This is a genomic window from Streptomyces sp. P9-A2 (assembly GCF_036634175.1).
Taxonomy (GTDB): Bacteria; Actinomycetota; Actinomycetes; order Streptomycetales; family Streptomycetaceae; genus Streptomyces; species Streptomyces pratens.
Window position 1 is genome coordinate 7,338,235 of sequence record NZ_JAZIFX010000001.1, and the last position, 18,613, is coordinate 7,356,847.

The window sequence follows — 18,613 nt, forward strand, 5'->3', positions numbered from 1 at the left end:
CCCGCCCGAGTGTCCGAGTGCCCGAAGACTCCGGGAGGATCCGGCCGGGTGCAGCCGAGCCGGGTACGGCAGCGCCGGGCCGGGAAGCCCGGAACCGCGGCTTCCCGGCCCGGCGTGCCGATCCACTTTCACCGGTGAATCAGCGCTGTGTCACGGCAGTTCGTGCCACAGCGGGGGTTTCACGGCAGTTCCTTGATCCGGACGTCCCGGTACGAGACCACGTCCGTCGTGCCGTGCACCTGGAGGCCGACGTAACCGGAGGCGAACCGCCGCCCGTCCGTGCCCGGGTCGTCCGAGCGCGGCGGGGTGAAGTCCTGACCGCCGGTGTTGTCGAACTCGTTGATCAGCACACCGTTGCGCAGGACCGAGTAGTGCTGGCCCTCCACCCGGATCTCGTAGTCGTTCCAGGTGCCCTTCTGGGTCACACCCGCGCCGGCCAGCCCCACCCGGTCGAAGCCGTAGACCGAACCGGTCTTGTACATGTCGCCGGTGGGTGAGTCGAACACCTGGACCTCGTGGCCGTACTTGATGGCGACCCACTCCGGCCGGCTCTCCTCCGGGTGGTCGTGGATCTGCGGGAACCGCACGAACACGCCGGAGTTGGCGTTCCCGGTACCGGGTGCGTCGTCACGCCACTGCAACTTCAGCGAGAAGTCGCCGTACTTGCGCTCGGGGAACCACAGCATGCCGAGCCCGGACTTCGTGGTGTCGGACGTGATCGATCCGTCCTGGTTCAGTGCGAACGAACCACCGCCCACCTGCTGCCACTTGGCGAACGCCGCCGCGCTGCCGTCGAGGATCTTGCGGTAGCCGTCGGTCTGACCCGGCGTGCCGATCCCGGACTGGCGGGCCGCCTGGTTGACGGCCCGGTACTCGCGCTGGTCGACGACGCCTTCCTTCCTGAGCTTGTCCAGCACGCCCTTCACGTGCTTCAGGAACAGCGCGCTGGACGTCCACTCCTTCTCGTCCTCGATCAACTCGCCGATCCGGCACCGATTGTTGGTGACCCGGTTGGGTACACCCGAGTCGACCTCGCCGACGAACACCGTCAGCCGCTCGTCGTACTCCGGGCAGGGCGGCGCGGGGACCTGGCCGGTCACGACGGTGAAGCTCACCGTGAGCGGCGCGGAGGTGTTGCCCGCCTTGTCGCTCGCCCGGTACGCCACGGTGTGCCGGCCCGCCCGGTCGACGACCACGGGCTGCGTGTACGCCAGGTAGGGCCCGCCGTCGAGCGAGTACTCGATACCGGCGACACCGCTGCCGTGCGCGTCGGTGGCGCTGACGGTCACCTTCGCGCCGCCGACGTACGCGCCGGCGGAGTTCTTCGCCCCCTCGACGCTCACGCCCGTCACCGGCGGGGTGGTGTCCTGCGGGGGCGCGGAGACGACGGTGAACCCGACGCTCTTGACCGCCGAGACGTTGCCCGCCTTGTCGGTGGCGCGGTAGCGCACGGTGTGGGTACCCACCTGATGCACCATCACCGGTCCGCCGTACGCCTGCCAGGCGCCGGAATTGACCGCGTACTCGATGGCGTTGACACCGGAGCCCGTGTCGGAGGCACTGACGGTGACGGTCGCCATGTCGATGTAGGCGCCGTCGGCGTTCTTCTCGCCGGCCACCGTCGCCGAGGTCTCCGGGGCGGTGGTGTCGTCCGACTGCGGGGCGACGACGGTGAACCCGACGCTCTTGACCGCCGAGACGTTGCCCGCCCTGTCCAGGGCGCGGTAGCGCACCGTGTGCGTGCCGACCTGGTCGACGACCACCGGTGCGGTGTACGGCTGCCAGGCGCCGTCGGCGCCGATCGCGTACTCGATCCGCTCGACGCCCGAGCCCTCGTCGGTGGCCTCGACGACGACGCTCGCCGAACCGACGTACGCGCCACCGGCGTTCTGCGTGCCGGTCACCTCGGCCGTCGCCTCGGGTGCCGTGGTGTCCTCCCCGCTTCCCTCGGTCACCACCAAGATGCCCTGCATCGCGCCGTGGCCGGGGATCGTGCAGTGGTAGAAGTAGCGGCCCGGCGTGAGCGTGACCTCGGCGGTGTGCCGGCCGCCCTGGGCGTCAGCGGGGTTGGCGAGGACGTTCAGCTGGACGTCGTTGTTGAACTCGGGGTCCGACGTGGCGAACGTCAGCGTGTGCGGCATACCGGTGGTGTTGCCGGTGGCCGCACTGTTCTCGAAGACGATCGTCGCCGGTCCGGCCACCGCGGTCGCCGGTGCCGAGAGGTACTTGTCGATGTCGTTGCCCGCGGTCCAGGTGAGCACCTGGTCCGCCGCGGCCCCGGCCTTGCCCGTCTGCCCGGCCTCCGGCTCGCCGGCGGCGGAGGTGGTCTGCAGACCGAACATCATGAGGAGGGCGGCCAGCAGGGCGGCCCAGACTCTTCGTTGCCCACGCATCACTGGTTTCACTCGGCCTTCCTCGCCAGCTGACCGGCGGCCGGGGTCGGGCCGCCGCCCGTGTAGGTGACCCGCCACAGCGCGGACTTGGCGTCCGAGGTGAAGAAGCCGCGGCCGTAGTCGAGGACGTACAGCGCGCCGTCCGGACCGAACTTCCAGTCCATCAGGTTCTTGATGCCGTCGTTGCCGACCGGCACGATCTTCTTCAGCGACTCCGAGTGCACCGGCAGTCCGCCGTCGCCCTGTGTCTTCGGGTTCATGAGCACCGCGTTGCGCGGCTGGTCGGCGTCGTAGAAGTCGCCGACGAACCACTTGCCGTCCCAGTAGGCCGGCCATTTGGTGTCGCTGCCGCTGGCCTCGTCGAAGCGGTAGACGGGCCCGTTCATCGCGGCCTGGCCGCCGCCCTTGAGCCAGGGAAGCCGGTAGGTGGCCTCGTCCTGCTTGTAGGACGGGAGACCGTTCGCGTTCCGGGGGAAGTCCGGGCCGCCGCCCTGCGGCGAGTACCAGATGTTGTTGCCGGTCACCGGCGGCAGATTGACCAGACCGTCGTTGTTCGGCGACTCGTTCTTCGGGTGGTCGCAGTCGTACCAGCCCAGCGGCTGCGAGGGATCGGGCAGATTGCGGTCCCGGTAGGGCTGCTTGTTGCCCATGCAGTACGGCCAGCCACGGTTGGACGCCTTCTCGATCACGGCGAAGGTGTCGTACTTGGCGGGGCCCCAGGTCGTCGACGGCTGCCCCGCGTCCGGGCCGACCCAGCCGGCGTAGAGCACGTCGGTCCGCGGGTCCACGGAGATGCGCGCCGGGTTGCGCACGCCCATCACGTAGATCTCGCCGCGCGTCTTGCCGCCGCCCTCCGCGGTCTCCTCGCCGGTGAAGAGGTTGCCTTCGGGGAGGGTGTAGGTGCCGTCCGGCTCCGGGTGGATGCGCAGGATCTTGCCGTTGAGGTTGTTGGTGTTGCCGGACGTACGGCGCGCGTCCGCGAAGGAGACGCCCTTGTAGTTCGGCTCGGGGTTGTTGCCCGAGTAACCGCCGCTGAAGCCACTGGAGTTGTTGTCACCGGTGGCGATGTACAGGTTGCCCTCGGAGTCCCAGGCCAGTCCGCCGCCCGAGTGGCAGCAACTGTGGATCTGCACCGGCCAGTCGAGCAGGACCTTCTCACTGGCCAGGTCCAGCTTGCCGGTGGACTCGTCGAACGTGAAGCGCGAGACCCGCCGGTCGGCCATGCGCTTGTCGCGGTCGATCTCCGAGTGGGGTGTGTAATGCAGGTACACCCACCCGTTGCGCTCGAACCGCGGGTCCAGCTCGATGCCGAGCAGGCCCTCCTCGACCTTGACGAGTTCGTCGCCGCCGCCCTTGTTGCCGAAGACGGTGAGCGCCCCGGCGAGGGCGGTCTTCCCGGTCTTCGGGTCGTAGACGTGGATCTCGCCCGTGCCCTTGCCGATGTTCGGGTTGTTCCAGTCGGTGACCACGGGCTGCGAGGAGTCGGCGCCGCCGCGGCCGATGTAGAAGACACGGCCGTCGGGGGCGGCGACCAGTCCGTGCGGCTCACCGATCTGGTCGTTCTTCCCCGGCTGGTTGGGCTGGGTCAGCCGCTCGGCCTTGTAGTTGCCGTTGACGGTCGCCTTGCAGTCGGCCTGGACCAGCCGGCTGGTCCACAGCAGCGCGCCGCGCAGATGGTCGCGGAAGTCGGTCTCGTCGTACGACGACACCGTGCCGCCCATCCCGGTGTAGAAGGACCGTCCGCCGTCGTAGTCGCGGCACCAGCTCACGGGGTGGTCCGCGCCGTTGGCGCTCGCCCCCGGCCGGTAGGTCGACTCGCGGACCCTGGCGACGGTGTGCACCTCGCCGGACGGGTTCCGCTGCCAGTTCAGCCACTTGTCGGGCCGCTTCCACTCCTGCGGCAGGCTCTTGGTCGCCGGGTGCCGCCGGTCGCCGACCTCGACGGTCGCCCGTTGGGCGTCCGCCGGGCCGGACGCGGCCGGGCGGGCCCCGATGAGACCGGTGAACCAGTCCGAGTACGGCTCCGCGCGGGCCGCGTCATGAATGCCGACGAACCCGCCGCCGGCCTCCATGTACGCCTCCAGGCCCGCTTCCTGCGCCGGGTCGAGGACATCCCCGCCGCCGGTGAGGAAGACGACCGCGTTGAAGCGGCTCAGCCTGGTGTCGTTGGTGAACACCGAGGCGTTGTCCGTCGCCGTGACCTGGAACCGCTGGTTCTCCGGACCGGACAGCCCGATCTTCTCGATCGCCTCGATCCCGGCGTTCACCAGGGGCGACTCGTCGCCGGCCGCGGCCGAACCGTGGAACAGCAGCACCCGTACGTTCGCGCCGCCCGGGGGCGACTTGATCGACATCGTTGTCAGGGCCGGGTCGGGGGCCGGGCGCGCACTGGCGGCGGGACCCGACAGCAGTCCGGCGGCGACGATCCCGGCGGCGACGGTCGCCGCCCAGGCCCTTCGCCTCGCTCTGTCCGCTCTCGTGCTTCTCGTGCTTCTCGTGCTCAATCCGTGCAAGCGCATGGGTCCTTGATGCGATGTGAACCGCACGTGGCCACCCACCCCTCCTCGGTCGCGGCAACAGCGTCAAGGAAGCTAGACCTCTTTGCGTCACACGCCAATACTTATGGCCGCAATGAAACGAACTTTGTCCTGAGTGTGGATAAACAGAGGGGTGGCCGCTACGGTTTCCCAGGTTCATGACAGCCACTTCACAGTCGGCGCGCACACGCCTTCCGATGCTCGGCACCATCGAGTCCCGTACGAGTAAGGGGAGTTCGGCATGGACAGACGCGACTTCAACCGGCGGGTACTGCTGGGTGGCGCGGTCGCGGCGACATCGTTGTCCCTGGGATCCTCCGAGGCGGTGAGCGCACCGACACCGGCGAGGACGGCTCCCGCGGGCGGCGAGGTGAGGCGCATCAAGCTGTACGCCGAGCGCCTGGACGGCGGGAAGATGGGCTACGGCCTGGAGAAGGGCAAGGCGTCCGTCCCCGGCCCGCTGATCGAGCTCAACGAGGGCGACACGCTGCACGTGGAGTTCGAGAACACCATGGACATACCGGTGAGCCTGCACGTCCACGGCCTGGACTACGAGATCTCCAGCGACGGCACCAGGATGAACCACAGCGACGTCGCGCCCGGCGGCACCCGCACCTACACCTGGCGCACCCACAAGCCCGGACGGCGCTCGGACGGCACCTGGCGGTCGGGCAGCGCGGGTTACTGGCACTACCACGACCACGTCGTCGGCACGGAACACGGCACCGGCGGCATCCGCAACGGCCTGTACGGCGCGGTGATCGTGCGGCGCAAGGGAGACGTCCTGCCGGACCGCACGCACACCATCGTCTTCAACGACATGACGATCAACAACCGGCCCGCCCACACCGGCCCCGACCTCGAGGCCACCGTCGGTGACCGCGTCGAGATCGTCATGATCACGCACGGCGAGTACTACCACACCTTCCACATGCACGGTCACCGCTGGGCCGACAACCGCACCGGCATGCTCACCGGACCCGACGACCCGAGCCAGGTCATCGACAACAAGATCGTCGGACCCGCGGACTCCTTCGGCTTCCAGATCATCGCTGGGGAGGGGGTGGGGGCGGGCGCCTGGATGTACCACTGCCACGTCCAGAGCCACTCCGACATGGGCATGACCGGGTTGTTCCTGGTGAAGAAGCCGGACGGCACGATCCCCGGATACGACCCGCACGCACACGGACACGGCAAGGAGACCGCCCCGAAGGAGAGCGAGAGCGGGAAGCACGAGCACTGACGGGGTCCGGGCCGCGGAGCGGCCGCTGGGGCAGGAAGGGGGTACGGGCGTACGGCGGGGCCCCCGAGCGAGAGCGCTCTCACGGCCCGGGGCGCCGGGGCTATCCTGATCCGCAGCCGCAGATGAGGAGCCCCCGACGTGTCCGAGACAGTGCCGCGCCCCACCCTGGAGGCCGTGGCCGCGCGGGCCGGGGTCTCGCGGGCCACCGTCTCCCGCGTGGTCAACGGTGCCGACGGCGTCACCGAACCCCTGGCCGAGCGGGTCCGGCTGGCGGTGGAGGAGCTCGGCTACGTGCCCAACCAGGCCGCCCGCAGCCTGGTGACGAACCGGCACGACGCCATCGCCGTCGTCGTCGCCGAACCCGAGAGCCGCGTCTTCGCCGACCCCTTCTTCGCCCGCCAGCTGCGCGGCATCAGCAGGGAGCTGACGGCACACGACAACCAGCTCGTCCTGCTGCTCACCGAGGGCCGCCACGACCACGCCCGCGTCGCCCGCTATCTGGCCGGCGGCCACGTCGACGGCGCGCTGGTCTTCTCCCTGCACCTCGACGACCCGCTGCCCGAGCTGATCCAGCGCGCTGGGGTCCCGGTCGTGTTCGGCGGCCGGCCCGACTGGTCCGGCGGCAGGAACGGTGTCGTCTACGTCGACAGCGACAACCGCGGCGGCGCCCGCGACGCCGTACGGCACCTGCTCGGCCTCGGCCGCGGCCGGGTCGCGCACATCACCGGCGCCCTGGACCAGACCTCCGCCGCGGACCGGCTGGACGGCTACCGGGACGCCATGGTCGACGCCGATCCGCGGCTCGTCGCGGAGGGCGACTTCACCCTGGCCGGCGGCGAGCGGGCGATGCGGGAGCTGCTGGAGAGCTGCCCCGGCCTGGACGCGGTGTTCGCCGCCAACGACCTCACGGCGGTGGGCGCGCTGCGGGTGCTGCGCGAGCACGGGCGGCGGGTGCCGGACGATGTGGCGGTGGTGGGCTTCGACGACATGCTGCCGTTCGCCGAGCAGACCGACCCCCCGCTGACCACCGTCCGCCAGGACATCGAGGAGATGGGCCGGCTGATGGCCCGGCTCCTGCTGCGCGGCCTCGACCGCACCGCCGCCGCACGGGAGACCGTGGGCGGTGCCCCCTCCAGCGTGATCTTCCCGACGACCCTGGTACGCCGCGCCTCCGCGTGAGGCCCGTGCCTCCGCGTGAGGCCCGCGGCCGGCCCCGGCCCGACGGCACCCGCGTCTTCGCTCGAGAACACTCCGCGCGCCGCCGTGTGTTCCGGCGCCGGCACGGGCATCGTTCGTGCGGTCGGAGCGGGTGTGGGTGCCGATGCGGGCGCGAGGGCGGTCGTGGGCCGGGGCCCGGAGCGCGGGGTCCGAGGTCCGGGGCGCCGCGTTGATCTGTCGTTGACCGAACGTTTTTCACCCCCCGGCACGCTGGCGGGCATGCACATCGACACCATCGCGTCGCCCGACCTCGCGTGGCAGGAGGAGGCCCTGTGCGCGCAGACCGGGGGAGATTTCTTCTTCCCCGAGCCCGGCAGCTCGGTCCGTGACGCCAAGCGGATCTGCGGTCTGTGCCCCATCCGGGCCACCTGCCTCGACTACGCCATGACCAACGACATGCGCTTCGGCGTCTGGGGTGGACTCTCCGAGAAGGAGCGGCTGGATCTACGGCGTACGACCCGGTGCTGACGGCCCAGGACCGCGGTCGCAGAGACCCCGAGGGAGGCCATCGAGGGGCCCCGATGAGGGCCAAGGGGGACTCCGGCCGGGGAAACGACGACGGTGGGCCGCCCCGTCGTCGGGGCGGCCCACCGCTGTCGTCGGGAGGGCAGGGGTCAGCCGGCCGCCCGCGCCGCCATCCGGGCCTTGCGCGCCGCGAGCTTCTCGTCGAACTTGCTGGCCTCGGCGTCCAGACCGCCGAGGAACAGGCCGAGTTCCTCCTGGGCCTTGACGCCCTCGGGGCCGAGCCCGTCGATCTCCATGATCTTCAGGTAGCGGATCACCGGCTGGAGCACGTCGTCGTGGTGGATGCGCATGTTGTAGACCTCGCCGATCGCCATCTGCGCCGCGGCCCGCTCGAAGCCGGGAATGCCGTGGCCCGGCATCCGGAAGTTCACGACGACGTCCCGCACCGCCTGCATCGTGAGGTCGGGGGCGAGCTCGAAGGCGGCCTTGAGCAGGTTCCGGTAGAAGACCATGTGGAGGTTCTCGTCGGTCGCGATGCGGGCCAGCATCCGGTCGCAGACCGGGTCACCGGACTGGTGGCCGGTGTTGCGGTGCGAGATACGGGTGGCCAGCTCCTGGAACGCGACGTAGGCGATCGAGTGCAGCATCGAGTGACGGTTGTCCGACTCGAAGCCCTCGCTCATGTGCGACATGCGGAACTGCTCCAGCTTGTCCGGGTCCACCGCCCGCGACGCGAGCAGGTAGTCCCGCATCACGATGCCGTGCCGGCCCTCCTCCGCGGTCCAGCGGTGCACCCAGGTGCCCCAGGCGCCCTCGCGGCCGAACAGCGTGGCGATCTCGTGGTGGTAGCTCGGCAGGTTGTCCTCGGTCAGCAGGTTCACCACCAGCGCGATCCGGCCGACCTCGGTGACCTTGGACTGCCCCTTCTCCCAGGCCTCGCCGTCCTCGAAGAAGCCGGGGAAGTTACGGGCGTCGCTGAACGGCACGTACTCGTGCGGCATCCAGTCCTTGGTGACCTTCAGATGCCGGTTGAGCTCCTTCTCGACCACTTCCTCCAGCGCGTACAGCAGCCGGGCGTCGGTCCAACCGGAAGAGCTGCCGAGGTGGGGAGAGGTGATCGACATGAAGTACTCCAGGGGACGGGGCAGTACGGGGTCAGTACGGGGATGTCGGCGAGCGGCGCCGGCAACCTACGGAATCGTAGGCTACGAATCCGTAGGTTACGAAACCGTAGGTTAAGTGTGCCGTAAAGATTGCCGACCAGGAGGGGGCCCTCCGTCAGGCGTACAGGCCCCGCGGCAGCACCGAGGGGCAGGTGACGCGGCCCTGGAGTTTCCCGAACCCCCCGACGCCCGCCGGCTCCGGCGCGTGACCGAGGTCGGTGAACAGCTCCGCCGCCTTCGGCGTGTCCGCCGTCGTCAGCAGTCGGTCCCCGCCGGCTTCAGGTGCGGCACCCTGCTCACGGGCAGCGCGACCCCCCGGGCGCCCAGGGGCTAGGGCGTTTTCGAAAGTCCCGCCTGCCCCGCGGCGTCCGGCACGCACTCCCCCAAGCTCTTCGAGCAGGGGGACCCCCAGCCGCGTTGTCGGGATCGCCCACGTACGACCGGTACGCGGGCGGCCCTCCGCCGTGCGATCGCACGCTCCCCCAAGCTCTCGGCTCCGCTCGAGCAGGGGGGACCCCCATGACGCCGCGGGGCCCGCCCTCCGGGCGGCCGGCGCTACGTTCGAAACACGCCCCAGAACGTCGCCCGTACCCGCCGGCTCCCGGCCGTGGTCGCGCGGAACCCCGGAGTGTGCCTTGGGCTGCTCCACCGCGCGGTCGGCGTCGACGCCCTCCCGTCCGGCGCGGGTCACCGGCCCTGCGGCCGGTCGAGGGCCGGGGGCGGACGAGAGCCTTCTGCTGGGCACGTGCGTGACTCCGTAGCGGACGGGGCAGGTCGGGCGGTACCGAGAGGGCGCCGGTGGGCCGGCCGGTTCCCCGGGTGCCGGCGCAGCCATCATGCAGGGCGAACCCGGCCCGGGTCACCCCGTCGGCCCTGTGATCTTCCACCGGTGGCCGGCCCATACAGGTCACACGCGGGTCACACGGGCCTGATCACCCTACCCGCCTCACCCGCCTCACTCGCCTCACCCGCCTCGTCCGCCCTGCTCGTCCCGCCTGCCTCACCCGCCCCGCCCGGGTCGTCCGACGGCCTCCGGCGCGATCTCCTTCAGTTCTCCCTCCTCCATCAGCAGCCAGCGCGTGATCCCGACCGACTCCAGGAACGGCAGGTCGTGGCCGGCCACGATCAGCGCCCCCTCGTACGACTCCAGCGCCGTGGTGAGCTGCCGGACACTGGCGATGTCGAGATTGTTGGTCGGCTCGTCCAGCATCAGCAGCTGCGGCGCCGGTTCGGCCAGCATCAGCGCGGCCAGCGTCGCCCGGAAGCGTTCACCGCCGGAGAGCGTCACCGCCTTCTGGTCGGCGCGAGTGCCCCGGAACAGGAAGCGGGCCAGGCGGGCCCTGATCCGGTTGTCGGTGGCGCCCGGCGCGAACCGTGCCACGTTGTCGGCGACGCTCAGCTCGCCGTCGAGGACATCCAGGCGCTGTGGCAGGAACCGCAGCGGAACCTGCGCCGTCGCCTCCCCGGACACCGGCGGGAGCTCGCCCGCGACGGTGCGCAGCAGCGTGGTCTTGCCCGCGCCGTTGCGTCCGATCAGCGCGACCCGTTCCGGGCCCCGCAGCTCGAAGCCGCCCACCCGTGCGCCGTGGGCGAGTTCGAGGTCCGTGAGGGTGAGGACGGTACGTCCCGGCGGTACGGCCGTGGACGGCAGGTCGACGCGGATCTCGTCGTCGTCCCGTACCGCCTCCATCGCTTCGTCGAGCCGTTCCTTCGCCCCGGTGAGCCTCTCCTCGTGCATGATGCGGTGCTTGCCCGCGGACTCCTGGGCCGCGCGTTTGCGGGCACCCATGACGATCTTCGGCTCGCGCTTCTGGTCCCACATCTTCTGCCCGTACCGCTTGCGGCGGGCCAACTTGACCTGGGCATCGGCGAGTCCGCGCTTCTGCTTGCGCAGGTCCGCCTCGGCGACCCGCACCATGCGCTCGGCCGCCTCCTGCTCGACCGCGAGCGCCTCCTCGTAGGCCGTGTAGTTGCCGCCGTACCAGGTCACCTCGCCCACCCGTCTCCCACCACCACCCTCAGCCGAGGCGCTGCGCGCCGCTGTGTTCACTCGGCGCAGATCGGCGATCTGGTCGACCAGTTCCAGCAGTTCGCGGTCGTGGCTGACCACGACCAGGACGCCGGGCCAGTTCTCCACGGCCGTGTGGAGCCGCCTTCGGGCGTACAGATCGAGGTTGTTGGTGGGTTCGTCGAGCAGCAGCACGTCGGGCCGGCGCAGCAGCAGCGCGGCCAGCCGCAGCAGCACCGACTCGCCACCCGAGACCTCGCCGATGGTGCGGTCCAACCCGATGTCTCCCAGGCCGAGTTCGCCGAGTGTGGCCAGGGCGCGTTCCTCCACGTCCCAGTCGTCGCCGACCGTCTCGAAGTGCTCCTCGGCCACGTCGCCCGCCTCGATGGCGTGCAGCGCGGCCCGCCGGGCGGCGATGCCGAGCGTCTCGTCGACCCTCAGCGTGGTGTCGAGCGTGACGTTCTGCGGCAGATACCCCACCTCACCGGTGACACGGACGGTGCCGTCGGCCGGCCGGAGTTCACCGGCGATCAGCTTCAGCAAGGTTGATTTTCCTGATCCGTTGACGCCGATGAGGCCGGTCCGGCCGGGGCCGAAGGCGACGTCGAGGTCCTCGAGGACGGGGGATCCGTCGGGCCAGGTGAAGGACAGGGAGGTACAGGTGATGGATGCGGTCATGCGGGCCTCCGCGGTTGCGTGGTGCGGTCGGGGCGAACGCGTATCGAGACACCGCGGGAGGGCGACCACCGCACGACGCCGGCCGCCGGACGACAACGGTCGGACGACCGGGAGCCGGGCGGGAAGGCGCGGGCATGAAAAAAAGCCCTGTTCCGCAAGGACGGCTCGTATGCCGAGGTCGCACGCTGCGTGCACACCACATGGGTGTGACGCGGTGTCTCAGAACCTCAGACGAGCAACGTCCTTCTCCGATCGACGGCAACAGAAGCGTTGTACACCGTACGAAGGGCCGGGAACGGGTGTCAACGCGTTTTTCCCGCGGGCCCGCGGGCCGCAAGGGCGCCGGGTGGGCCGGCCGGCTCAGCCGGTGAACGGCCCCTCGGCGCCGAAGGCCAGCTCCGCGAAGCGCTCGCCCATGCGACGGTGCGTGGCGGCGTCCGGGTGCAGCGCGTCGGGCAGCGGCAGCTCGGCGTGGTCCGCCTCGTCGTACAGCTTCCGGCCGTCCAGGTAGTGCAGATACGGGTCCTCGGCCGCCCGCTGCCTCACCACGCGGGCCAGCTCCTCCCGTACGACGTTGAGGGTCAGCTTCCCGGTGGCCCGTTCCCCGGGGTCCCCCATGGCCGCGAACCGGAGCCGGCCCTCGTCCAGGGTGCTGAGGTCGGGGAGGCTCGGGCCCGGGGTGTCCTCGTGGATGGGGCACAGAATGGGCGAGACGACCAGCAGCGGCGTCGTCGGGTGGCCATCGCGGATGGTGTCGAGGAAGCCGTGCACCGCCGGAGCGAAGGCACGCAGTCGCAGCAGATCGGTGTTGACCAGATTGATGCCGATCTTGACGCTGATCAGGTCCGCGGGCGTGTCCCGCATGGTCCGCGCGGTGAACGGATCGAGCAGGGCGCTGCCGCTCAGCCCCAGGTTCACCAGGTCCACCCCGCCGAGCGAGGCGGCCAGCGCCGGCCAGGTCGTGGTCGGGCTCGCGGCGTCGGAGCCGTGGCTGATCGAGCTGCCGTGGTGCAGCCACACCCTGCGGTCCCCGGGTGCCACCGGCGTCACCGGGGCGTCGGTGCGCAGGGCGACCAGCCGGGTCATCTCGTTGTGCGGGAGCCAGATCTCGACGCGCTTGTCACGGCCCGGCAGCCCGGTGAACCGGACCGTGCCCACGGGGCCCGGCCGCAGCTCGGCGGAGCCCGTGGCCATGTCCATCAGCATGACGTTGCCGTCGGGGGCGCGGGTCTGCCCGGCCGGTTCGCCGTCGATCAGCAGGTCGTAGACACCGTCCGGACGGGGCGGAGCACCCTTGTAGGCCATTTTGGTGCGGAGCACGTCCAGTTCCACGGCCGTGGCCCGGGTGCGCAGCACCAGCCGGACGCCGGACGGCTGTGCCTCCGCCATGGCCAGCTGACCGTCGGCGGCCTGCGCGCGGGCCCGGGCGGGCAACCGGTGCGGCTGCACGCCCTGCGCGGTCCGTTCCAGCTCGAGCGCGCCGCGCAGCAGCTCCTCGGTGAGCGGGGTGGTGATCCAGCCCTCCGCCGGAGAAGTGGGGGAGGAGCCGTTGGCGGGGGCGTGGGGGGTACTCATGATCGCAGGCTGTCAAGCGTGCCGGCGATCCGCAAACATTTATCCCGTGGGCTGTCATGGGTCGGCTGTCGTGGGTCGGTGGCTGTGGGTCGTGGGTCGGTGGTCGTGGCTCAGCAGGCGTCGCGGATCAGCTCGGCGAGACCGTGGTCCAGATCGAGCTGGAGGTGCTCCAGACCGGCCGGCACGAGTTCGCCGGTCGCTTCGAGGAACCGGCGTATCTCGCCCGAGCGGACATGTACGACGGCGGTCCCCTCCGGAGCGTGGAACTCCAGTACGGTCCGGTCGTAGCCGTACGGCCGGACACGGACGTCGCCGTGGCCCTCGGGCTCGTGCAGACCCGCGGTGAGCAGCTCGCGGGCGAAGGTCCAGCAGACCTCGACGCCCTCCAGGGTGGCGGGAGCGGGGAAGGACATGCGGACGGCGAACGGATCACTCCGGTCGTAATGCAAAGTGGCGGGAATACTCGCCATCCGCGGCGCGGCGGCGACGAGACGGGCCTCGACGGGCTGGTCGATGACGGTGGACAACGCCTTGCTCCCTCGTGACGGCTGGACAACTTCCGGGCGGATAGGGCGGGCTACTCAAAGAGACGACGGAATCGGCCGATCCGTGCCCACCGGAACAGCGTGACCTCTGTCACCGCCTCCATGCGCCGGTGTGATCAGGCTTCCCCGGGACGGGTGTTGCATGCGGCATGTGCGGGGTGCCGTGGGTGTCGAGTACCCGGGAGGGCGCCGGACCGGTGCGCGGGAGCGGGGGCAGGCAGGACCGGTTCACGGGACGAGGAGGCCAGGTGCCGCGGGGGCAGCGGTGCGGGGGCGGTGCAGGGGCGGCCGCACATGAGCAGGAGTCGGCTCCGGCGCGCGAAGTCCTCCGAACCCGTAGGCTCGGCGCCATCATGACGAGCGTACGTATCCCTGGCGGCTGGCCCACGACCGAGGGAGCGGCCCGTGCCGTCCAGGACGGACTGCGCGGGCGGGTGGTGCTCGACGAGCCAGGCCCGCCGCCCGGGACGGGCCGGGTCACCGGGGTCGACGTGGCGTACGACGACGAGCGGGACCTCGTCGCGGCGGCCGCCGTCGTCCTGGACGGGGCGAGCCTCGAGGTCGTCGCCGAGGCGACGGCCGTCGGCCGGATCTCCTTCCCGTACGTGCCCGGCCTGCTGGCCTTCCGGGAGATCCCCACCGTGCTGGCCGCCCTCGACGCCCTGCCGTGCCCGCCGGGCCTGGCCGCCCTCGACGCCCTGCCGTGCCCGCCGGGCCTGGTCGTCTGCGACGGCTACGGGCTCGCCCACCCCCGCCGTTTCGGCCTGGCCAGCCATCTCGGGGTCCTCACCGGCCTGCCGACGATCGGCGTCGCCAAGAACCCGTTCACCTTCACCTTCGCGGCCCCGGCGACCCCGCGCGGCAGCACGGCCCCGCTGCTCGCCGGCACCGAGGAGGTCGGCCGGGCCCTGCGCACCAGGGACTCCGTCAAGCCGGTCTTCGTCTCGGTCGGCCATCGCGTCGGTCTCGCCAACGCCTGCGCCCACACCCTCGCGCTGACTCCCGCCCACCGCCTCCCGGAAACCACCCGCCGGGCGGACGCCCTGTGCCGCAGGGCCCTCCGGGAGGCAGTGGGCGCGGACCCGGGTCTTCCGTCCGGACCGGGCCGGACCGGAACCCGGGGCCCGCGAGCCCGACTCGATCCGCCGGACAGGCCCTAAACGGCTCCCTCCCGCTCGTCACCCCCGCCCTGCTCGATACGCCAACGGCCCACCTCGCGGTACTCGGAGTCGTAGATCTCCGACCCGTCACCGGCCGTCATCGGGTAGTGGCGCAGGTTCCCGCCCCAGTAGCGCAGGATCCGCCCCAGTTCACCCACGGGGTCCTTCGCCAACGCCTCGTCGTCCATGCTCACTTCGAGAAGAAATCGCATGCCTTCAAGCGTTCCATTGAACTCCTTCTTGGCACTTGTGCGGAGAGTGTCGCCGACCGGCCCGGATCCGGTACCGGAAAGTCCCCACTCGGTGCCGCCGCGGGCGGATGCGGGGCGACGCGAACCGGGTACGTACACCTGAGTACCCGTACGGATGCCGGACCGCCACTCGATCGGCAGGCTGAAGGCATGACAACGTGCCGTGCGTCCAAGCCAGTTGCCCCCGCCGTCCGGCCCACCGGGCGGGCGATGGCCTTCGGGCTGGCCCTCGCCGTCCTGGCGGGCGTCGGCTGGATCGCCGGGATGATCTACACGGTGCTGGAGCGGCCCTTCTAGGACGTGTTTCGAACGTAGCGCCGGCCGTCCGGAGGGCGGGCCCCGCGGCGTCATGGGGGTCCCCCCTGCTCGAGCGGAGCCGAGAGCTTGGGGGAGCGTGCGATCGCACGGCGGAGGGCCGCCCGCGTACCGGGCGTACACGGGCGATCCCCACAACGCGGCTGAGGGTCCCCCCTGCTCGAAGAGCTTGGGGGAGTGCGTGCCGGACGCCGCGGGGCAGGCGGGACTTTCGAAACACGCCCTGGGAGAGGCGCGGCGCTCCGGACCGGCGGAGCCACCCGGCCACCTTGCTGCTGATGTCCTGCGGGCCCGCGCTCCACCGCCCCTCTCGTCAGCGTCACCGTCCCGCTTCCCCGCCGCCCCTCCGGTGCCGATGGGCGTGTCTGGCGCCGATTGCTCCGCGACCGGGCGGAGGAGGCCTGCCGCACCGTCGCGTCGAAGCGTTTGGTGGCGGAAGCGGACGACACCTGAGCCGGGCGGGAGCACGGGCCGCGCCGTACAGTGGCGAACAGTGGCCAAGCGCTTGCTCGCCTGCTCTTGTGCTGAGTGGGAGGTGTTCTTAGCATCATCGGTGTGACAGTGATTATGTCAAAGCTGGGGGTGTGATGACGGAGGCACAGAAGCCGGCACCCGCGCGGTCGCCGGGGCAGGGGCCGCTGACCGGTGTGCGGGTGGTCGAGCTGGCCGGAATCGGCCCCGGCCCGTTCGCCGCGATGCTCCTGGCCGACCTGGGTGCCGACGTCGTCCGCGTGGACCGCCCCGGCGGCCCCGGACTCGGTATCGACCCGGCGTACGACGTCACCAACCGCAACAAGCGCTCCGTGGTCGTCGACCTGAAGGCTCCCGACGGCGCCGGCCGTGTCCTCGACCTGGTCGAGCGCGCCGACATCCTCGTCGAGGGCTTCCGCCCCGGTGTCGCCGAGCGCCTCGGTGTCGGCCCCGGGGACTGCCACGCCCGCAACCCGGGCCTCGTCTACGGCCGGATGACCGGCTGGGGCCAGGAGGGGCCGCTCGCGGACCGCGCGGGGCACGACATCGCCTACATCGCCCGCACCGGCACCCTCGGCATGATCGGCGATCCCGGCCGGCCGCCGGCCGTTCCGGCCAACCTGCTCGGCGACTACGCGGGCGGCTCCCTCTACCTCGTCGTCGGCGTTCTCGCCGCCCTGCACCATGCGCGCCTGGGCGGCACCGGGCAGGTCGTCGACGCCGCCATCGTGGACGGAACCGCCCACCTTTCCGCCATGATCCACGGCATGCTCGCCGCCGGAGCCTGGCAGGACCGGCGCGGGGCCAACCTCCTCGACGGCGGCTGCCCGTACTACGGGACATACGAGACGGCCGACGGCGGGTACATGGCGGTGGGCGCGCTCGAACCGCAGTTCTACGACGAGTTCCTGCGGCTGCTCGGCATCGAGGACGAGGACGAGGGCGATGAGGACGGGAACGGGCTCGGGTTCTCCGGGGCCCGCATCGACGTCACCCGGTGGCCCGCCCTGCGCGAGCGGGTCACCGCCCGCTTCAAGGAACGCACCCGCGACGAGTGGACCGCAGTCTTCGACGGCTCCGACGCGTGCGTGGCCCCCGTCCTGTCGCTGCGCGAGGCCCCGCACGACCCGCACCTCGCCGCCCGCTCCACCTTCACCGACCACGCCGGTATCACCCAGCCCGCACCGGCCCCGCGGTTCTCCGTCACCCCCACCAGCGTCCGCACCGGGCCCGCCCGGCCGGGCACCGACACCGACGACGTGGCCCGCGACTGGGACGTCCCCCGACTGCTGTCCGCCCCCCGACCCCCTCAGCGAAAGGCCTCCCCGTGAGCACCGAAGCGTACGTGTACGACGCGATCCGCACCCCGCGCGGGCGCGGCAAGGCGAACGGCGCCCTGCACGGCACGAAGCCCGTCGACCTGGTCGTCGGCCTCATCCACGAGATCCGCGACCGCTTCCCGGACCTCGACCCGGCCGCCATCGACGACGTCGTGCTCGGCGTCGTCAGCCCGGTCGGCGACCAGGGCTCCGACATCGCCCGGATCGCCGCCATCGCCGCCGGGCTGCCCGACACCGTCGCCGGCGTCCAGGAGAACCGCTTCTGCGCCTCCGGCCTGGAGGCCGTCAACCTGGCCGCCGCCAAGATCCGTTCCGGCTGGGAGGACCTGGTCCTGGCCGGCGGCGTGGAATCCATGTCCCGGGTGAAGATGGCCTCCGACGGCGGCGCCTGGTTCAACGACCCGATGACCAACCTCGCCACCGACTTCGCCCCCCAGGGCATCGGCGCCGACCTCATCGCCACCATCGAGGGCTTCTCGCGGCGCGACGTCGACGAGTACGCGGCCCTCTCCCAGGAGCGCGCCGCCACCGCCTGGAAGGAGAACCGCTTCGCGCGGTCCGTCGTCCCGGTGAAGGACCGCAGCGGGCTCGTCGTCCTCGACCATGACGAGCACCTGCGCCCCGGTACCACCGCCGACTCCCTCGCGGGGCTCAAACCGTCCTTCGCGGACATCGGCGAGCTGGGCGGCTTCGACGCGGTGGCGCTGCAGAAGTACCACTGGGTGGAGAAGATCGACCACGTCCACCACGCGGGCAACTCCTCCGGCATCGTGGACGGCGCCTCCCTCGTGGCCATCGGCACCAAGGAGGTCGGTGAGCGGTACGGGCTCACCCCCCGCGCGCGGATCGTCTCCGCCGCCGTGTCCGGCTCCGAGCCCACCATCATGCTCACCGGCCCCGCCCCCGCCACCCGCAAGGCGCTCGCCAAGGCCGGACTGACCATCGACGACATCGACCTCGTCGAGATCAACGAGGCCTTCGCGGCGGTCGTGCTGCGCTTCGTGAAGGACATGGGCCTGTCGCTGGACAAGGTCAACGTGAACGGCGGCGCCATCGCGCTCGGCCACCCGCTCGGCGCCACCGGCGCGATGATCCTCGGCACCCTCGTCGACGAACTGGAGCGCCAGGACAAGCGCTACGGCCTCGCCACCCTGTGCGTCGGCGGCGGCATGGGCATCGCCACCATCGTCGAGCGCCTCTGAAACCCCGGCGGAACCCGGACCCGAGCGACCGGACGACCTGAGCGACCGG

General features: G+C 71.3%; 14 protein-coding genes. 7 read left to right on the top strand and 7 right to left on the bottom strand.

Going from position 1 to position 18,613, the window contains the following annotated elements; all coding sequences use genetic code 11:
• Nucleotides 1-179 precede the first annotated feature (179 nt).
• Both V4Y04_RS33130 and V4Y04_RS33135 read right to left on the bottom strand, forming a co-directional pair.
• Entirely contained in the window at nt 180-2,393 is a 2,214-nt protein-coding gene (locus tag V4Y04_RS33130; protein ID WP_332433088.1) for an OmpL47-type beta-barrel domain-containing protein, read from the bottom strand.
• 8 nt (nt 2,394-2,401) lie between these two features.
• The gene (locus V4Y04_RS33135) at nt 2,402-4,912 is read right to left on the bottom strand and encodes a ThuA domain-containing protein (RefSeq protein WP_332432021.1); all 2,511 of its coding nucleotides are present in this window, start codon (nt 4,910-4,912) and stop codon (nt 2,402-2,404) included.
• A 259-nt stretch (nt 4,913-5,171) separates the two neighbouring features.
• Between V4Y04_RS33135 and V4Y04_RS33140 the strand changes: the two genes are divergently transcribed.
• The 3 genes from V4Y04_RS33140 to V4Y04_RS33150 all read left to right on the top strand — a co-directional run bounded on the left by V4Y04_RS33140 (nt 5,172) and on the right by V4Y04_RS33150 (nt 7,859).
• Complete coding sequence (locus tag V4Y04_RS33140) at nt 5,172-6,173, top strand: multicopper oxidase domain-containing protein (RefSeq protein WP_332432022.1); 1,002 nt, start codon at nt 5,172-5,174, stop codon at nt 6,171-6,173.
• A gap of 138 nt (nt 6,174-6,311) precedes the next feature.
• Nucleotides 6,312-7,352: a LacI family DNA-binding transcriptional regulator gene (locus tag V4Y04_RS33145; RefSeq protein ID WP_332432023.1), complete on the top strand. Its 1,041-nt coding sequence runs from the start codon at nt 6,312-6,314 to the stop codon at nt 7,350-7,352.
• Nucleotides 7,353-7,610: 258 nt separating this feature from the next.
• Nucleotides 7,611-7,859: a WhiB family transcriptional regulator gene (locus tag V4Y04_RS33150; protein WP_332432024.1), complete on the top strand. Its 249-nt coding sequence runs from the start codon at nt 7,611-7,613 to the stop codon at nt 7,857-7,859.
• Nucleotides 7,860-8,005: 146 nt separating this feature from the next.
• Here V4Y04_RS33150 and V4Y04_RS33155 read toward each other — a convergent pair whose 3' ends face one another.
• The 4 genes from V4Y04_RS33155 to V4Y04_RS33170 form a co-directional block, all read right to left on the bottom strand.
• Nucleotides 8,006-8,980 carry an acyl-ACP desaturase gene (locus V4Y04_RS33155; protein WP_332432025.1) on the bottom strand — a complete coding sequence of 325 codons (975 nt, stop codon included), beginning with the start codon at nt 8,978-8,980 and terminating at the stop codon, nt 8,006-8,008.
• Nucleotides 8,981-10,019: 1,039 nt separating this feature from the next.
• Nucleotides 10,020-11,705, bottom strand: coding sequence for an ABC-F family ATP-binding cassette domain-containing protein (locus V4Y04_RS33160; protein WP_332432026.1), 1,686 nt, complete (start codon nt 11,703-11,705; stop codon nt 10,020-10,022).
• Between the two features lie 360 nt (nt 11,706-12,065).
• Nucleotides 12,066-13,280: a GDSL-type esterase/lipase family protein gene (locus tag V4Y04_RS33165; protein WP_332432027.1), complete on the bottom strand. Its 1,215-nt coding sequence runs from the start codon at nt 13,278-13,280 to the stop codon at nt 12,066-12,068.
• Between the two features lie 110 nt (nt 13,281-13,390).
• A complete protein-coding gene (locus V4Y04_RS33170) occupies nt 13,391-13,807 on the bottom strand; it encodes an SsgA family sporulation/cell division regulator (RefSeq protein WP_332432028.1) in 417 nt (138 codons plus the stop codon).
• A 371-nt stretch (nt 13,808-14,178) separates the two neighbouring features.
• Here V4Y04_RS33170 and V4Y04_RS33175 point away from each other — a divergent pair, with 371 nt between their 5' ends.
• On the top strand, nt 14,179-14,985 hold the full coding sequence (locus tag V4Y04_RS33175; protein WP_332432029.1) for an endonuclease V: 807 nt from the start codon (nt 14,179-14,181) through the stop codon (nt 14,983-14,985).
• Here the strand turns inward: V4Y04_RS33175 and V4Y04_RS33180 are convergent.
• Complete coding sequence (locus V4Y04_RS33180; protein ID WP_332432030.1) at nt 14,982-15,197, bottom strand: hypothetical protein; 216 nt, start codon at nt 15,195-15,197, stop codon at nt 14,982-14,984. The two genes, V4Y04_RS33175 and V4Y04_RS33180, sit on opposite strands and share 4 nt — an antisense overlap.
• Nucleotides 15,198-15,386: 189 nt before the next feature.
• On the opposite strand from V4Y04_RS33180, the gene mmpA reads away from it, so the two are divergent.
• The 3 genes from mmpA (at nt 15,387) to V4Y04_RS33195 (ending at nt 18,564) form a co-directional block, all read left to right on the top strand.
• Nucleotides 15,387-15,533, top strand: coding sequence for a morphogenic membrane protein MmpA (gene mmpA, locus V4Y04_RS33185; RefSeq protein WP_332432031.1), 147 nt, complete (start codon nt 15,387-15,389; stop codon nt 15,531-15,533).
• A gap of 605 nt (nt 15,534-16,138) precedes the next feature.
• Nucleotides 16,139-17,353: a CaiB/BaiF CoA transferase family protein gene (locus V4Y04_RS33190; RefSeq protein WP_332432032.1), complete on the top strand. Its 1,215-nt coding sequence runs from the start codon at nt 16,139-16,141 to the stop codon at nt 17,351-17,353.
• Entirely contained in the window at nt 17,350-18,564 is a 1,215-nt protein-coding gene (locus V4Y04_RS33195) for an acetyl-CoA C-acetyltransferase (protein WP_332432033.1), read from the top strand. The genes V4Y04_RS33190 and V4Y04_RS33195 overlap by 4 nt, the downstream gene beginning before the upstream one ends.
• The last annotated feature ends 49 nt before the right edge of the window (nt 18,565-18,613 follow it).

Excerpts from the sequence above, each read along its gene's own strand:
- V4Y04_RS33130 (WP_332433088.1), bottom strand. The coding sequence starts at position 2,393 with ATGCGTGGGCAACGAAGAGTCTGGGCCGCCCTGCTGGCCGCCCTCCTC.
- V4Y04_RS33135 (WP_332432021.1), bottom strand. The coding sequence starts at position 4,912 with ATGCGCTTGCACGGATTGAGCACGAGAAGCACGAGAAGCACGAGAGCG.
- V4Y04_RS33140 (WP_332432022.1), top strand. The coding sequence starts at position 5,172 with ATGGACAGACGCGACTTCAACCGGCGGGTACTGCTGGGTGGCGCGGTC.
- V4Y04_RS33150 (WP_332432024.1), top strand. The coding sequence starts at position 7,611 with ATGCACATCGACACCATCGCGTCGCCCGACCTCGCGTGGCAGGAGGAG.
- V4Y04_RS33155 (WP_332432025.1), bottom strand. The coding sequence starts at position 8,980 with ATGTCGATCACCTCTCCCCACCTCGGCAGCTCTTCCGGTTGGACCGAC.
- V4Y04_RS33160 (WP_332432026.1), bottom strand. The coding sequence starts at position 11,705 with ATGACCGCATCCATCACCTGTACCTCCCTGTCCTTCACCTGGCCCGAC.
- V4Y04_RS33165 (WP_332432027.1), bottom strand. The coding sequence starts at position 13,280 with ATGAGTACCCCCCACGCCCCCGCCAACGGCTCCTCCCCCACTTCTCCG.
- V4Y04_RS33175 (WP_332432029.1), top strand. The coding sequence starts at position 14,179 with ATGACGAGCGTACGTATCCCTGGCGGCTGGCCCACGACCGAGGGAGCG.
- V4Y04_RS33180 (WP_332432030.1), bottom strand. The coding sequence starts at position 15,197 with ATGCGATTTCTTCTCGAAGTGAGCATGGACGACGAGGCGTTGGCGAAG.
- mmpA (WP_332432031.1), top strand. The coding sequence starts at position 15,387 with ATGACAACGTGCCGTGCGTCCAAGCCAGTTGCCCCCGCCGTCCGGCCC.
- V4Y04_RS33190 (WP_332432032.1), top strand. The coding sequence starts at position 16,139 with ATGACGGAGGCACAGAAGCCGGCACCCGCGCGGTCGCCGGGGCAGGGG.